At 57.6% G+C, this 14,247-nt stretch carries 16 protein-coding genes; 4 read left to right on the top strand and 12 right to left on the bottom strand.

All coding sequences use genetic code 11. The features are described from left to right. Positions 1 to 13: 13 nt before the first annotated feature. The 8 genes from FHJ80_RS07660 to puuE form a co-directional block, all read right to left on the bottom strand. Complete coding sequence (locus tag FHJ80_RS07660; RefSeq protein WP_139526423.1) at positions 14 to 505, bottom strand: ureidoglycolate lyase; 492 nt, start codon at positions 503 to 505, stop codon at positions 14 to 16. A 42-nt stretch (positions 506 to 547) separates the two neighbouring features. Next, positions 548 to 1,384 carry a bifunctional allantoicase/(S)-ureidoglycine aminohydrolase gene (locus FHJ80_RS07655; protein WP_139526422.1) on the bottom strand — a complete coding sequence of 279 codons (837 nt, stop codon included), beginning with the start codon at positions 1,382 to 1,384 and terminating at the stop codon, positions 548 to 550. 121 nt (positions 1,385 to 1,505) lie between these two features. Continuing rightward, complete coding sequence (locus tag FHJ80_RS07650; RefSeq protein WP_058577177.1) at positions 1,506 to 2,234, bottom strand: amino acid ABC transporter ATP-binding protein; 729 nt, start codon at positions 2,232 to 2,234, stop codon at positions 1,506 to 1,508. Further along, positions 2,215 to 2,871 carry an amino acid ABC transporter permease gene (locus FHJ80_RS07645; RefSeq protein WP_139526421.1) on the bottom strand — a complete coding sequence of 219 codons (657 nt, stop codon included), beginning with the start codon at positions 2,869 to 2,871 and terminating at the stop codon, positions 2,215 to 2,217. The genes FHJ80_RS07650 and FHJ80_RS07645 overlap by 20 nt, the downstream gene beginning before the upstream one ends. Further along, positions 2,868 to 3,545 (bottom strand): amino acid ABC transporter permease, encoded by a 678-nt coding sequence (locus FHJ80_RS07640; RefSeq protein ID WP_058577175.1) that lies wholly within the window; start codon positions 3,543 to 3,545, stop codon positions 2,868 to 2,870. Before FHJ80_RS07640 ends, FHJ80_RS07645 begins: the two co-directional genes overlap by 4 nt. Positions 3,546 to 3,553: 8 nt before the next feature. Beyond that, the gene (locus FHJ80_RS07635) at positions 3,554 to 4,408 is read right to left on the bottom strand and encodes a transporter substrate-binding domain-containing protein (RefSeq protein ID WP_139526420.1); all 855 of its coding nucleotides are present in this window, start codon (positions 4,406 to 4,408) and stop codon (positions 3,554 to 3,556) included. A 272-nt stretch (positions 4,409 to 4,680) separates the two neighbouring features. After that, positions 4,681 to 5,565: a MurR/RpiR family transcriptional regulator gene (locus FHJ80_RS07630; RefSeq protein ID WP_139526419.1), complete on the bottom strand. Its 885-nt coding sequence runs from the start codon at positions 5,563 to 5,565 to the stop codon at positions 4,681 to 4,683. A gap of 14 nt (positions 5,566 to 5,579) precedes the next feature. Beyond that, complete coding sequence (gene puuE, locus FHJ80_RS07625) at positions 5,580 to 6,503, bottom strand: allantoinase PuuE (RefSeq protein WP_139526418.1); 924 nt, start codon at positions 6,501 to 6,503, stop codon at positions 5,580 to 5,582. A 263-nt stretch (positions 6,504 to 6,766) separates the two neighbouring features. On the opposite strand from puuE, the gene FHJ80_RS07620 reads away from it, so the two are divergent. The 3 genes from FHJ80_RS07620 to FHJ80_RS07610 all read left to right on the top strand — a co-directional run bounded on the left by FHJ80_RS07620 (position 6,767) and on the right by FHJ80_RS07610 (position 10,590). After that, complete coding sequence (locus FHJ80_RS07620; RefSeq protein ID WP_139526417.1) at positions 6,767 to 7,525, top strand: aspartate/glutamate racemase family protein; 759 nt, start codon at positions 6,767 to 6,769, stop codon at positions 7,523 to 7,525. 156 nt (positions 7,526 to 7,681) lie between these two features. After that, positions 7,682 to 9,052 (top strand): NCS1 family transporter, encoded by a 1,371-nt coding sequence (locus FHJ80_RS07615; RefSeq protein WP_139526416.1) that lies wholly within the window; start codon positions 7,682 to 7,684, stop codon positions 9,050 to 9,052. 65 nt (positions 9,053 to 9,117) lie between these two features. Further along, a complete protein-coding gene (locus FHJ80_RS07610) occupies positions 9,118 to 10,590 on the top strand; it encodes an NCS1 family nucleobase:cation symporter-1 (protein WP_139526415.1) in 1,473 nt (490 codons plus the stop codon). 150 nt (positions 10,591 to 10,740) lie between these two features. On the opposite strand, the gene FHJ80_RS07605 is transcribed toward FHJ80_RS07610, so the two are convergent. From FHJ80_RS07605 to uraH, 3 genes are read right to left on the bottom strand one after another with little or no spacing between them, the layout of a single operon-like run. Continuing rightward, positions 10,741 to 11,457: a GntR family transcriptional regulator gene (locus FHJ80_RS07605; protein WP_139526414.1), complete on the bottom strand. Its 717-nt coding sequence runs from the start codon at positions 11,455 to 11,457 to the stop codon at positions 10,741 to 10,743. A 31-nt stretch (positions 11,458 to 11,488) separates the two neighbouring features. Further along, entirely contained in the window at positions 11,489 to 12,688 is a 1,200-nt protein-coding gene (locus FHJ80_RS07600) for a urate hydroxylase PuuD (protein ID WP_139526413.1), read from the bottom strand. Positions 12,689 to 12,699: 11 nt separating this feature from the next. Further along, positions 12,700 to 13,053 (bottom strand): hydroxyisourate hydrolase, encoded by a 354-nt coding sequence (gene uraH, locus FHJ80_RS07595; RefSeq protein ID WP_139526412.1) that lies wholly within the window; start codon positions 13,051 to 13,053, stop codon positions 12,700 to 12,702. Between the two features lie 138 nt (positions 13,054 to 13,191). On the opposite strand from uraH, the gene uraD reads away from it, so the two are divergent. After that, positions 13,192 to 13,734, top strand: a complete 543-nt coding sequence (uraD, locus tag FHJ80_RS07590) for a 2-oxo-4-hydroxy-4-carboxy-5-ureidoimidazoline decarboxylase (protein ID WP_139526411.1) — start codon at positions 13,192 to 13,194, stop codon at positions 13,732 to 13,734. A 78-nt stretch (positions 13,735 to 13,812) separates the two neighbouring features. On the opposite strand, the gene FHJ80_RS07585 is transcribed toward uraD, so the two are convergent. Further along, entirely contained in the window at positions 13,813 to 14,169 is a 357-nt protein-coding gene (locus tag FHJ80_RS07585; protein WP_139526410.1) for a phasin family protein, read from the bottom strand. Positions 14,170 to 14,247 lie beyond the last annotated feature (78 nt).

The following is a 14,247-nucleotide window of genomic DNA, read 5'->3' as shown; positions in this document are numbered from 1 at the left end:
CACTTGAGGTGGGCTACTGCGCTAACGTGACGGTAACATCCAGCGGGTACTCGTCACAGTTGTTGCCCTCCCCTCCGCGATCTACCACCAAAAACTCCCCCTCGCGCTCCAGCACCGACTGAATGGCATGCCAAGTCCCGGCGCGGTAGTTCACCCCCTGGCGGCCGTCGGTCACGAACGCCTGCACCTCGTCTAGCACAATGCTGTCGCCCGGCGGTGCCACGACAATGATGAAACGCTCCTGATGCAGCGGCATGAACGCTTGGCTGCCCTGCGGGTGGCGCTCTAAAAACGTGAGGGTTAGCGGCAGCGTCACCGGTTGGCTAACGAAAATATTGATCAGCGTATGGGCGTTCTGGCCCAACGTTTCCACCTTGGCGAGGTCGTGATGACGCTGGGTGCGGCCGGCATTAATCGGAAACGAGGCCGATGTTCGGGCATCCAACACATCCCCAAACGGTGCAAAGGCTTCTGCCGTGAGCGGCTTCGCCGTCAGCTCTAACATAGAATCATCCTAGCAAGTGAGGTGGGGGATCGGCTGGCCGACTCAGATTTTTAGCGCCGCGTGGCGGTTAACGTCTTTGTACAGCAGGTAGCGGAACGGGCCGGGGCCACCTGCGTAGCACGCCTGTGGGCAGAAAGCGCGTAGCCACATAAAGTCACCTGCTTCGACTTCCACCCACTGCTGGTTCAAGTGATACACCGCCTTGCCTTCCAGTACGTAAAGACCGTGCTCCATGACGTGGGTTTCATCGAACGGAATGACGCCGCCCGGCTGAAAGGTCACGATATTGACGTGCATATCGTGGCGAACGTCGCTGGGGTCGACAAAGCGCGTCGTCGCCCAGCGACCTTCGGTGCCCGGCATCTCGATCGGCGCGATCTCCTGCTCGTTGGTCACGAAAGCTTTGGGGACATCCAACCCTTCTACATACTCGTAGGCTTTGCGCACCCAGTGGAAACGCACCGGCTCGCGGGCTTCATTGCGTACCTGCCAGTGGCTGCCCGGGGGTATGAACGCGTAGCCACCGGGCCCCATGGTGTGGCGCTCACCCGCCAAAGTAAGCGTTAACTCACCTTCCACAACAAACAGCACGCCCTCCGCCTGGGGGTCCAGTTCGGGCTTATCACTACCGCCTTCCGGCTGCACTTCCATGATGTATTGGGAGAAGGTTTCCGCAAACCCTGACAGCGGCCGCGCCAGCACCCATAGCCGAGTGCCCTCCCAAAACGGCAGGTTGCTGGTCACGATATCGCGCATCACGCCTTTAGGAATCAGCGCGTAGGCCTCGGTAAAGACCGCACGGTCAGCGGTGAGCTGGGTTTGCGGCGGATGCCCGCCGGTGAGGGCGTAATAGTGAGCGGGTTGGCGTGTTGTTGGCATTGTCTCTCCCTGAGAGTGTAAGCGTACTCGACGACGATGCAGCACAAGCGTGCTGCATCGTCTTTTTTGTATACAATATTATGGAGTGCGGCTTCAAACAAACCTTAAAGGCCCGCTTCACTTAAAGTACCGCTGAGATAAACTGCCTGAGCTCTGGGGTTTTAGGATTGCCGAACAGCTCGGCAGGCTCGCCCTCTTCGTGAATGCGCCCTTGGTGCATGAACACCACGCGGTCGGCCACATCCCGAGCAAAGCCCATTTCGTGGGTGACTAGAATCAGCGTCATGCCTTCTGCTGCCAACGCCTCCAACACGCGCAGCACTTCGCCGACTAACTCAGGGTCGAGAGCCGAAGTGACTTCATCGCACAGCAGCACCTTCGGGCGCATGGCCAGCGCACGGGCGATGGCCACCCGCTGCTGCTGGCCGCCGGAAAGCTGGGCGGGGTAAGCATCGTACTTGTCTGCCAAACCCACTTTATCCAGCACTTCTCGGGCCACTTTCTCGACATCGGCGCGGGCCTCGCCACGCACCACCACGGGGGCGAGGCACACGTTGTCGCCCACAGATTTATGGGGAAATAGATTAAAGCTTTGAAACACCATGCCAACGTTTTCACTCAGCTCTTTGGGCGACATGGAGCCCGCATCGAGCTGCTGTTCGGCAATGGTGATCTCGCCGCTATCGTGCTGTTCGAGCTGGTTCAAGCAGCGCAGCAGCGTACTTTTACCCGAACCACTGCGGCCGATGATGGCGACCACTTCCCCCTGAGCAACGTTGAGGTCGATCCCTTTGAGCACTTCCAGGTCGCCAAAGGCTTTATGAACGTTATTAACGCAGACCAGCGTCATAGAGCTTTTTCTCCAAATGGCGCGCGTAGCAGGAGAGCGGGTAGCACAGCGCGAAATAAAAAAGGGCCACGAGGGTGAAGATAGTGAACGGTTCAAACGTGGCGTTATTGAGCATCGTGCCCGCTTTAGTGAGCTCCACGAAGCCAATGATGGAAGCCAGCGCCGTACCTTTTATCACCTGTACTGAAAACCCCACCGTGGGTGGAATCGAGAGTCTCAGCGCCTGCGGCAGAATCACATGGCGCATGGTTTGGAAATAGTTCATGCCCAGCACGCGAGCGGCATGCCACTGCCCCTTCGCCACGGCTTCCAGGCAGCCCCGCCAGATATCGCAGAGAAACGCGCTGGTAAAGAGCGTCAGTGCGATGGAGGCGGCCCACCAGGCAGAAATGGGATGCCCCATCGCCGCCGCGCCAAAAAAGATCAAAAAGAGCTGCATCAATAGCGGCGTGCCTTGAAACAGGTCCACGTACAGCGAGGTAAAACGCTGCAGCCAGCGGCGGCTGGAAAGACGCATAAAGGTGAGCACCAGCCCCACGGTAGCCCCGCCGATAAAGGCAATCAGTGACAGCACCACGGTCCAGCGGGCGGCGAGCAGCAGGTTGCGCACGATATCCCATAGGGTGAACTCGATCATCGTTGCTCTCCTTGCTGATACGCGAACACACGCTTACCCACCAGCATAAAGGCGCGGCGCATACCAAACGCCAGCAGCAGGTACACCAAGGTAATCAGCAGGTAGACTTCAAAACTTCTAAAGTTGCGCGACTGAATGAAGTTGGCCGCGTAAGTGAGGTCGAAAACGGAAATCTGCGACACCACCGCCGAGCCCAGCATGACGATGATCGACTGGCTAATCAGTGAGGGGTATACCCTGGCAAAGGCGGGCACCAGCACCACATGGCGGTAACTTTGCAGGGTACTCATGCCCAGCGCTCTGGCGGCTTCTAGCTGCCCTTTCGCCGTGGCGCTAATGCCGGCGCGTAGTATTTCGGCGCTGTAAGCGGCGAGGTTTAGCGTCATGGCGATGAACGCGGCGGTAATGGCATCGATTTTGATACCCAGCCCCGGTAAACCAAAAAAGATAAAAAACAGTTGAACGATAAAAGGCGTGTTACGGGTGATTTCGACATAGCCCCCCAGCCCCCAGCGCATCCAGGGCTGCCCGTTCACACGCAAATACGCCACCGCTACGGCCAGCCCCAGCCCGGTCAAGGTGGTCACCACGGTCAGCACGACCGTGGTGGTCAAACCTTTGATCAGCTCGCTGGCGTAGGGCAACAGGGTGAGAAAATCGAGTGTTGGCCCCATACCGCCTCTCAGCTACCGAAGTTGTCAGGAAGGTCCGCGCTGAACCAGCGCTGGGAAAACTCGTTGAGCGTGCCGTCTTCCAGTGCCTGGGCAATCAATCGATTCACTTCTGCTTGTAGCGCCGCTTCGTTTTTGTTAAGTCCAATGTAGCAAGGGGAATCTTTCAGCTGATACATCAGCGAAGGCGCACGATTGCTGTTGCGCTCGGCAATTTCGGCGGCCACTACGTTACCGGTGGCAATGTAATCTACTTGGCCAGAAAGAAACGCCGAGATGGTGGTGGCATTATCTTCAAAGCGCTGAATGGTGGTGGAGTCGGGAGCGACGTTGGAAAGCTCCATATCCTCGACGGCACCGCGAGTCACGCCAATGGTTTTATCGGCGAAGCCTTCTGGTCCCTCGACACGCTCGTCGGCATCCGCACTAAACACGCCCAGGAAGAACGGCGCGTAGGCATCGGAGAAATCGATCGCCGCTTCGCGCTCCGGATTTTTACCCAGACTCGAGATCACCAGATCCGCCTGACCTGTTTGCAGATAAGGAATGCGGTTGGCGCTGGTCACGGTAATCAGTTCCAGGGTGACGCCCATCTCGTCGGCAATGTAGTTGGCCATGTCGATATCGTAACCGCGCGGCTGTAGGTCGGTGCCTACCGAGCCAAAGGGAGGGAAATCCTGCGGAACCGCGATACGAATCGTGCCGCGAGATTCAATGTCTTCCAGCGCATCGGCGTGAACCGCGCTGCTGGCACCCAGCCCACCCATAGCCAGCGTGGCCGCTATGCCGGTGGCCACCACGCCGGTTTGAAGACGTTTCAAGTAGTGCTGAACCGAATCTTTAAAGCCCTGAAGGGTAGTTCCCATGACGCTCTCCTGAAAGTGTGTCGCAAGCCAATGCCGAGAAGAAGGTGTAACGCGTGTGATGTCGCCCTCTGAAAAGTTCGTTGCACAAATCTCATCAAAGAAACTTTTGTTTCACACGCCCACTAGCATTAGCAATAACGAGACCAGCCGCAGGGAAAGCAGCGCAACAACAGTGCGTTAGGTTACAATCAGGCAGGAGAGCACGCAGGGTAACCCAGCGTGCGTTCAGTAAAGCGATTACATTTGGTGCATCAGGCAGTCAAAGCGCACCATTATTGATGGGCGTCCCAATCGACGCTCATGATGGGCGATGCCAGCTCGTTCAACTCAGCATAGTGGTCGCTTATCGCGCTGATTCGCTCGCGGCCCTCCGCTAAGCGCTGGTGCAAAACGGCATTTGCCAACAGGCAAATCACGCTGTTGGCGGTGGCATAGCTATCGAACGCCGAGAGACTCTCTAACGGTACTTCCAACCACCACGTCACTTGCGAAGCAAACGGAGAGGCGGTGGGGTCAGCGATCAACAACACCTTGGCAGGCGAGCGTTCAAGGGCGTCCACTAACGCGCCAAATGCCGATGGACGACGGCGAAAACCAAACAGCACCACGGTGTCGTGTTCAGTTAAATCCACCAGCTCTTCGGCCAACGACTGGTTCGGCTGCGGCGCCAAGCGCACGTGGCGACGGGCTTGCACGAGCTGCTGACGTAAGTGCAGTGCCAGCGGATAGCTGTTGCGGAAACCGACGATCACGACCTGCTGCGCCACCGCTAACGCCTCGACCATCGCAGCAAATTCCTGGGGGACAAGGCTCGCGAAACAGCGCTGCAGATTCTCCTGCTCCCGCTGCAGGTGGCGCTGGAACGAGGTGCCGCTCTCGCTCTTCTCCTCCATGGCATGGGCGTCGATCACCAACGGCACGCCCAAATTACGCAGCTGTCGAGCGTGATCCTTTACCGTGCGATAGCTTTCGAACCCTAGTCGCTTGAATAGGCGGCTGACGGTGGACTTTGACACCCCGGTCAAACGCGCCAAGTCGGCGGCGCTGTACACGGCCAAATCATCGAAGTGATCCAGAATGAAACTCGCCACGCGCTGCTCTTGGGCGCTGAGCGCATCAAACTGGGCGGCAATCCGTTGTCCGATATGGGGTGTCATGGTGTCCTGTTTGTTTATTTGGGTGCTGGGTGATGCTCTGCCCAGTGACGGGCGATATCGACCCGTCGGGCTACCCACACACGGTCGTGGGCTTCGATATGGTCTAAAAAGCGCTGCAGCGCCCGGAAACGCCCAGGGCGGCCCAGCAAACGGCAGTGCATACCAATAGAGAGCATTTTCGGCGAATCCTCCCCTTCGGCATACAGTACATCAAAGGCGTCGCGCAGATAGGTAAAGAAATGATCCGCCGTGTTGAACCCTTGTGGAGCCGCAAAACGCATGTCGTTGGTATCTAAGGTGTAGGGCACGATCAGGTGGTTATGCTCCGCGCCTTGGCTATCGCTCACCGTGGTCCAGAACGGCAGGTCGTCGCCGTAATAGTCGCTGTCGTAAAGAAAGCCACCTTCGTCCAGAATCAAACGGCGCGTATTGGGGCTGTCGCGCCCGGTGTACCAACCTTGGGGCTTTTCACCGTACAAGCGCTGGAAGATCTCCATAGCCTTTTGCAGATGCTCGCGCTCGATATGCTCGGGTACTTCCTGGTAGTGGATCCAGCGGTAGCCGTGGCACGCCACTTCATGGCCCAGCTCTTTGAATGCCTGGGCCACGTCCGGGTGGCGCTCTAGCGCCATGGCCACGCCAAATACGGTGAGCGGCAACCCGCGGCGCTCGAACTCGCGCAGAATACGCCACACGCCAGCGCGGGAGCCGTATTCGTAGATGGACTCCATGCTCAAATGGCGGTCTGGATAGCTGGCTGCACCAATGATCTCGGACAAAAACTGCTCCGAGCCTGCATCGCCATGCAGTACGCAGTTTTCCCCGCCCTCCTCATAATTCAGCACGAATTGAACGGCGATCTTGGCCTTGCCTGGCCAGTTAGCGTGGGGCGGCGTACGGCCATAGCCGATGAGATCGCGAGGGTAATGAGAGGTCATGGACAGGCTCCTTGATAAAGGCAGAGCGTTTTAGTTTGTATACAAAATAGCCATTTTGAATAGTCATCGCAATTCAACGCAGGGCTAATCAATTGAGATGACGGCGCTTTTCGGCTCAATAGCACGCTAACCCTTTGAAACTTGAACACTTGGTCAACTCTTCCAGCGCCTACACGTCGCATGAAAGGGCTTGCGCATCGCAGAAAAGCGCCCTATTTTCGTATACAAGATAGAAAATATTGTTCACATGCGAGTATCACCCCGTGCATATACGCCTGATTAACCCCAACACGACGGCTGCCATGACAGCGACGATTCGGCAAGCGGCCGAACGATTGGCGGCTCCTTCGACCACCGTGAGCGCCACTCAGCCCGACGCGGGACCGGTTTCTATCGAGAGCCATTTCGATGAAGCCGTGAGCGCGGTGGGCGTGGCCGAAGAGGTTTTGAAAGGCGAGCGAGAGGGCAACATCGATGCTTACGTCGTGGCCTGTTTTGGTGATCCCGGCCTACTGGCTGCCCGCGAACTGACCCGCGCGCCGGTGATCGGCATTGCCGAAGCCGCCTTTCATATGGCGACCCTGATTAGCACGCGCTTCTCGATCGTGACCACGCTAGGCCGCACCGGGATTATTGCCGAACACCTGCTCGAGCAGTACGGCTTTAGCCACCACTGCCGCCGCATTCGCGCCGCTGAAATCCCGGTACTGGATTTGGAAGACCACCCTGACGCCGCCTTCAGCCGGATCGTGCAAGAGTGCTGCCGTGCCCGCGATGAAGATGGTATTGGCGCGATCGTGCTGGGCTGTGGCGGGATGGCGAACCTCACCCACGCCATTAGCCGAGAAGTGGGCCTGCCCGTGGTGGAAGGGGTCAGTGCGGCGTTGAAGCTTGCCGAATCGCTGGTGGGGCTGGGCTTATCTACCAGCAAATACGGCGATTTAGACTACCCGCGCCCGAAACCTTTTACCGGCAAGTTTGCGGATTTTTCAAACCTCACCTTGCCACCTACACGCCGTTGAGACATTCCGCATCACACTAACAATAGGCTACACAGCACGACTAAAAAAGATAACAACACAACGACTACCGCCATCAGCACGCCACGCCGCAAGCGTCTCCTGGGCCAGTAGCGCCCAGGTTACCAATAACATCGATAATCTTGCGAGGACGGTAACATGAGCACTTCAACCTCTGCTCTTACCTCAGATGAAGCGCCGGAAGCAACTAGCCCCGCCACCGCCAAAGCCGTTGGGGCCGAAAGCCTAGCTCCGCAAAGCACCCGCATCATGGGGCGCACCTCCTATTTTTTAGCCTGGTTTGGGGGGTGCGTGTCGATTGGCACCTTCGCCATGGGCTCAAGCGTAGTGGGCACGCTCAATCTACTGCAGGCCACCCTGGCGATTGCCATTGGCTGTTTTGTGATTGGCGTGGCGCTCGCCATTAACGGGGCCGCTGGTTATAAATATGGCATTCCGTTCATGGTGCAGGCCCGCAGTGCATTTGGTTTTACCGGCACGCGTATTCCCGGTTTGGTGCGCGCCGTGCCCGCCATCGTCTGGTACGGTTTTCAAAGCTGGATTGGCGCGGGCGCCCTCAACATGGTGTCGGCGACGCTGTTCGGTTTCGATAACCTGATCTTCTATTTCATTGCCTTTCAGTTTTTGCAGATTGGCCTTTCGGTACTCGGCTTTCAGGGCATCAAGTGGCTGGAGAACATTGGCAGCGCCTTCATTCTCTGCTCGCTGATGTACATGTTTTACGCCACGGTGCAGCGTTACGGCGACGAGCTTTCCACCAGCCTGCTGACCATGGAAGGCTCTTGGGGGATGCCCTTCTGGAGCGCCACCATGCTATTTTTGGGCATCTACAGCACCATGATGCTCAACGTTAGTGACTACTCCCGGGAGCATAAAAAGGGCACCGGCCCAGGGCTATTGACCACCATTTACGCGATGTCGATTCTACCCTGCACGCTGTTTATGGGCCTAATTGGCTACATGGTGTCGCAAGCTACCGGCACCGCCGACCCTATTCAGGTGTTCGCCAACGCGGTAGATAATACACCGCTACTCATGATCACCCTGCTGTTCATCGCCTTCGCCCAGGTGACCACCAACGTGCTGAACAATGTGGTGCCGCCCACCTACGTGCTGATGGACGTGTTCAAACTCAAGTTCTCCGTTGCCACCGTTATCGTGGGGCTGCTGGCCTTCGCCACCTTCCCTTGGAAACTGGTGCAGCCGGAATCCGCCGCAGGCCTACAGCTCTTCGTGCAAACCTACTCCGCATTCCTTGGCCCCATCTTCGCTATTCTGGTGGTGGACTACTACGTCATTCGACGCCGCACGCTGGATATCGGCAAGCTCTACGATGAAAACGGCCCCTATCAAGGCATTAACCAAGCGGCGTTAATAGCGACAGCGGTAGGGATTATCGCCGCGCTCTCGTTCTCGGCGGTCTCTTGGTACGCCAGCCTAATTCCTGCCGGGCTGACTTACTACCTGCTGATGAAACACTGGCCCGCCTGCCAGCGCTTCACCCAATAATCCGCCCTACCCGCGCCTGTCACCTTCGTGGGGCAGGCGGCCATTCCCGGATAACGAGCCTTGCCATGAATGAACAGCCCAACCAAAGCGATCTCAACATCCAGCAGATCGATCCAACGCTCTATAACGATGACCTCGCCCCGCTAAAGCCAGAGCACCGCACCTGGGGCGCATTCGAGATTTTCAACGTCTGGTCCAACGACATCCAAAGCCTGTTTGGCTATACCCTGGCAGCGTCGCTGTTTCTCTCTTACGGTCTGAACGGCTGGGCCGTGATGGCCGCGATCATTCTGGCCGGGGTGGTCGTCATGTTTCTAGTCAACCTGACCGGCAAACCCAGCGTGAAATATGGCATTCCCTTCCCGGTGATGGTGCGCGCCAGCATGGGCGTGCGTGGTGCCAACCTGCCCGCCATGCTGCGCGCCATCGTGGGGATCTTTTGGTACGGCGTGCAGACCTACTTCGCCTCCACCGCGGTGGCGCTGCTGATTACCGCGCTGTTTGGTGTAGGCAACGGGGGGACTTTCCTCGGCCTTTCCGGAGTGGCGTGGCTTTCGTTCGTGATCGTGTGGCTGTTTCAGATCGCGATTTTTTGGCAGGGCATCGAGCGCATCAAGCACTTCCTGAACTGGGCAGGCCCGCTGGTCTATGCGGTGATGGTGGTGTTGATGCTCGTGGTATGGATGCAAGCTGGTAGCGAGCTGCTCCCCGCCATTAGCACCATTTTTAGCGGCAGCGGTGAGCAGGGTGGCCTGGGGGCGTTTCTCGCCATCGTGGGTACGATGGTGGCCTACTTCGCCGCGGTGGTGATCAACTTCGGCGACTTCACCCGTTTTGTGAAAACCGAGCGCCAGATGAAGCTGGGCAACCTGCTGGGCCTGCCGTTAAACGTGGCATTCTTCTCGTTCATTGCGCTGATCATCACCGCGGGCACGCTGGTGCTGTTTGGCGAAGCGCTCACCAACCCAGCGGATATCGTGGAGCGCGTCGATTCGCTGCCGCTGACCATCGTGGCCGCTCTCACCTTCTTTGCCGCCACGGTGGGTATCAACTTGGTCGCCAACTTCATTCCCCCCGCCTACGACCTCGCCAACCTGTTCCCCAGCAAAATCAGCTTCAAAATGGGCGGCTTGATTACCGCCGTGATTGCCTTTTTCGTCGGTGCACTGTGGATCTCGGTGATCAGCCAAATTGGCGTGCCGGGCTTCGTGAATGCGCTGGGCGCTATCGTCGCGCCGTTTTACGGCATCATCGTGGTGGACTACTACCTGATCAAACGCCAGCACCTCAATATGCAGGAGCTATTCTCCTCAGCCACCGGCAGCGCTTACTACTACGTCAACGGCTGGAACACTCGCGCCCTCATCGCCTTTGGCGTGGCGGCGATGTTCTCGCTATCTACCGTATTGGTACCGGCCTTATCCAGCCTGGGCGGCTACGGTTGGCTGATCGGAGCAGGCTTAGGTGGGATATTTTACTACGGGCTAATGAAGCGGTTTGAGGCAGCACCTGTGATGGCTGCGCAGAAAACGCACTAAGCCATGACGTGATGACTCACAGAAAAACGCAGTAACCACTCAACACGCCACAGGATGAGCTTTGGTGGCGTGTTGACGTTAATAGAAAGCCTCAAAAACGCTGCCTAACCGTCATTGCCGTTGAGCAGAGCGAGCAGAGCGGCTACGTCGCTAAACGCCAAAAATCTGCTGCAGATCCGGTACGTTTTCCTCCTCTTCGACCATGGAAAGCGACGCCTCGATGGCTTTGAGATGACGGCTCATGAAGGCTTTGGCGCGCTCTCCGTTGCCGGTTTCCAAATAGCCAATCAGGTCGTCATGGTCGTGGGATTCGCAGCCTAGGTGGCCGCGATGCCCGTAGACGGCGAGGATCAGCGAAGAGCGGGAGCAGAGGCGTTCCACGAACTCCGCCAGGGTGGCGTTGCCGGAGAGCTGAGCGAGCCGCACGTGAAAATCCGCCGAGAGGCGAATGGCCACGCTCTGCTGACCGCTGCGCAGGGCTTGGCGCTCTTGGCGGGCCATCTCGCGAAGCTCCGCCGCTGCGGCGGTGTTCATTCGCCTGGCCACATCGGGCATGAGGCCGCATTCGATCAACTGGCGGGCATCGAACACGTCTTTCGCTTCCTCGGCGGTAGGTCGCGTCACGCTAGCCCCACGACGCGGGGTCAAGGTTACGAGCTGCTCCAGCGCCAGCCGCTGGAGAATTTTACGAATCCCCGTGCGGCTAATGCCGAACACCTCCGCGAGCGCATCTTCCCGCAGCCGAGCGCCGGGTTTGAGGCGTTGCTCCACAATGGCATCGCTCACTGCCCGGTAAATCGCTTCGTGGCGCTCGTCACCCTCTTTCTCGGAGGGCCGTCGTTTTAACGCCGCCTGCGCATCGCTCATAGTGTCTCCTGTCCGCGACTCTTATCACTGATCACTCCTTCCAGGCCGCAATGATATCGCGCTCTTCGTCACTCATGTTGGTGATATTACCCAGTGGCATGTAGCGACTGCCAACGACCTGCTGGATGTGCGCTTTGTGGCCTAGAATATCGTCCCAGCTATCGAAGGCATAGCCTGCCGGTGGCGCGGAGAAACCGGCGTGCTCAGGGTTGCGGGCATGGCACTGGGTGCAGTGTTGCTCAATCAATCCAGAAATCTGTGCTTGTGTGGGCGCACCGCCAGTGCTTTCTGCGGTGCTACTTGGGCTGGGCGCCGCCACCCAGAACGCGAGCAGAATCAGTCCAACGCCCACCGCCGGGTAAGCAGGCTGAATCTTCCCGGCATGCATCAGCACGAAGAACTGACGAATCAACGCACCGGCAAAGATGAACAGCACCATCACTACCCAAGCAAGTTCATGGGCGTAGATAAAGGAGTAGTGATTACTCACCATTAGCAGTACTACGGGGAGCGTGAAGTAGGTGTTGTGCACCGAACGCTGCTTGCCGCGCTTGCCGTCTAGCGGGTTGGGAGCCTCGCCCGCCTTCATGGCTTTCACCATGCGGCGCTGGCCGGGAATGATCCAGAAAAAGACGTTGGCCGACATGGCCGTGGCCATCACCGCGCCGGTGAGTAGAAACGCCGCACGTCCGGTGAACATCTGGGTACTTAGGTAGGCCACCACCACCATCATCACCGCCACGGCAATGCTCAGCAGGCCATCGCGCTCCATGTTGGGACTGATGCGCTTACATAGCTCGTTATAAACCACCCAGCCGCCGAGTAGGAAGCCAAGCGCCAGCAGGTTCGCCTGCCAACCGGTCAGGTTAGCCGCCCAGGCCCAGTTGCTGTCCGGGTTCACCAAGTAAAAACCGGGATTCACCATGTAAAGAATGACGAACAGCGCAAACCCCGATAGCCACGTGGTATAGGCTTTCCAGAACGACCAGTGCAGGTCGTTGGGCAGCTTGGCGGGGGCCGTCGCGTATTTCTGGTTATGATAGAAACCGCCGCCGTGAACGGCCCACATCTCACCAAAGATGCCTTTCTCACGATCTTCAGCGGCTTTGGGAGTGCGCAGGCCGTTATCGAGCATGACGAAGTAAATCGATTCGCCGATCCAGGCAATGGCCGCAATCACGTGCAGCCAGCGCAGCAGCAGGTTGACGAATTCGATGATGTACGCTTGCATGATCTGCCCTCTTAACTACCGCGATAGGTCGAGTAGCCATACGGCGAGAGTAGCAGCGGCACGTGGTAGTGCTGGCTTGCATCGGCTACGCCAAAGCGCAGCGGAATCGCGTCTAAAAAGCGTGGCTCGGCGGCTTCGATACCCTGACGGCGTAAATAGTCCCCCGCGTGGAACACTAACTCATACTCACCGGCCGTGAGCGCATCGCCTTCTAAAAGAGGCGCATCACAACGGCCATCGCTGTTGGTGACGGTCGAGCCTAAGTGCTCGCGGTGGCCGCCCGCTAGCCGAAAGACTTCAATGGTAATGCCTTGGCCGGGCTGCCCTTTGGCGGTATCCAGCACGTGGGTAGTTAAGCGTCCCATTGTCACTCCTTACATTGGCGAGGTTGTTGGCATTATGAATAGACGTTATGAGTAGGGTTTGACCTATTGGTCAAAGAGTACCGTCGATGCTATTTATTGTATACAGCATTTCCCTTTTCGCACGCCTGGAGAATTTTTGTGTCAACCGCCACCTCACTCACGTTATTCCCTCTTCCCAGCCAATCCAACTTGGAAACGTTCATTGCCCACTATGGTGATGTGTATGAGCACTCCCCCTGGGTGGCGGAAGCCGCTTGGCAACACGGCTTACGCCAAGAGCATGATGCCCCTGATGCACTGGCCGAATTGATGGGCTTGATGCTTCGACAAGCTACTCCTGAGCAGCAGATTGACGTCATTCGCGCCCACCCCGATCTAGCGGGCAAGGCAGCGTTGGCGGGCGAGTTGACCCACGACTCCACCAGCGAGCAGGCCGGCGCAGGGCTCGACCAGTGCTCGCCCGAGGAATTTACTCGCTTCGAACAGCTGAACGCCGCTTATAAAGAGAAATTCGGCTTTCCGTTCGTGATTGCGGTGAAAGGTCTGGATCGCTACGACATCCTTGCGGCGTTTGAAGAGCGTTTGGATAACGGCTTGGCCCAGGAGCGTGAAACCGCGATTCAACAAATTATTCGCATCGCGCGCTTCCGTCTTCGAGCCCGTGCTGACGAGGCATCCTAGTCATCTTTCCTCCATCCCAAAAAAATGCCGCACCCAGAATCGGTTCTGGGCGCGGCATCTTTGCCATCAGACGGTTGCTTACTGCTTGGCAGTCTCTACCGCTTTCTTGGTGGTTTCTTCGGCCATTTTCTGGCTGTCTTGCATGAAGCTCTGGCTAATGGAGGTGACTTTTTCAGAGTCGCCTTTCATGCGCTCCATTAGATCGGTAGCGGTTTTTTGCTGGCTCTCCATCGCTTTTTTGAAGCTGTCCGCGTCTTTCACGTCTAACCATGTACGCGCTTGGGCGATGGTCATGTCGGAGTAGGCACGGGCTGCATCCATCTGCGCGCCCACTAGCTGCTCGTAGTAGTTCAGCGCAGCGAGCGTGTAAGAACGCATCGGGGACACGAAAACAGAGTCGAACTGTTGGCTGGTTTTTTCTGCGGCCTTGTTCATCACATAATCTCCTTGAGTGAGATAGTGGTTCGGCCTGCATTGACGCAGGTCGTAAGCGGGCGTTTGCCTTTGCTACCC

It is taken from the genome of Halomonas sp. BL6 (genome assembly GCF_006228115.1).
GTDB lineage: Bacteria > Pseudomonadota > Gammaproteobacteria > Pseudomonadales > Halomonadaceae > Vreelandella > Vreelandella piezotolerans.
This window is presented reverse-complemented; position numbering and strand designations above follow the sequence as displayed.

Coding starts and splice junctions, on each gene's coding strand:
- FHJ80_RS07600 (WP_139526413.1), bottom strand. CDS start 12,688: ATGCAAGCGTACATCATCGAATTCGTCAACCTGCTGCTGCGCTGGCTG.
- FHJ80_RS07585 (WP_139526410.1), bottom strand. CDS start 14,169: ATGAACAAGGCCGCAGAAAAAACCAGCCAACAGTTCGACTCTGTTTTC.
- FHJ80_RS07650 (WP_058577177.1), bottom strand. CDS start 2,234: ATGACGCTGGTCTGCGTTAATAACGTTCATAAAGCCTTTGGCGACCTG.
- FHJ80_RS07630 (WP_139526419.1), bottom strand. CDS start 5,565: ATGACACCCCATATCGGACAACGGATTGCCGCCCAGTTTGATGCGCTC.
- FHJ80_RS07660 (WP_139526423.1), bottom strand. CDS start 505: ATGTTAGAGCTGACGGCGAAGCCGCTCACGGCAGAAGCCTTTGCACCG.
- uraH (WP_139526412.1), bottom strand. CDS start 13,053: ATGGGACGCTTAACTACCCACGTGCTGGATACCGCCAAAGGGCAGCCC.
- FHJ80_RS07615 (WP_139526416.1), top strand. CDS start 7,682: ATGAGCACTTCAACCTCTGCTCTTACCTCAGATGAAGCGCCGGAAGCA.
- puuE (WP_139526418.1), bottom strand. CDS start 6,503: ATGACCTCTCATTACCCTCGCGATCTCATCGGCTATGGCCGTACGCCG.
- FHJ80_RS07655 (WP_139526422.1), bottom strand. CDS start 1,384: ATGCCAACAACACGCCAACCCGCTCACTATTACGCCCTCACCGGCGGG.
- FHJ80_RS07645 (WP_139526421.1), bottom strand. CDS start 2,871: ATGATCGAGTTCACCCTATGGGATATCGTGCGCAACCTGCTGCTCGCC.
- FHJ80_RS07635 (WP_139526420.1), bottom strand. CDS start 4,408: ATGGGAACTACCCTTCAGGGCTTTAAAGATTCGGTTCAGCACTACTTG.
- FHJ80_RS07605 (WP_139526414.1), bottom strand. CDS start 11,457: ATGAGCGATGCGCAGGCGGCGTTAAAACGACGGCCCTCCGAGAAAGAG.
- FHJ80_RS07640 (WP_058577175.1), bottom strand. CDS start 3,545: ATGGGGCCAACACTCGATTTTCTCACCCTGTTGCCCTACGCCAGCGAG.
- FHJ80_RS07610 (WP_139526415.1), top strand. CDS start 9,118: ATGAATGAACAGCCCAACCAAAGCGATCTCAACATCCAGCAGATCGAT.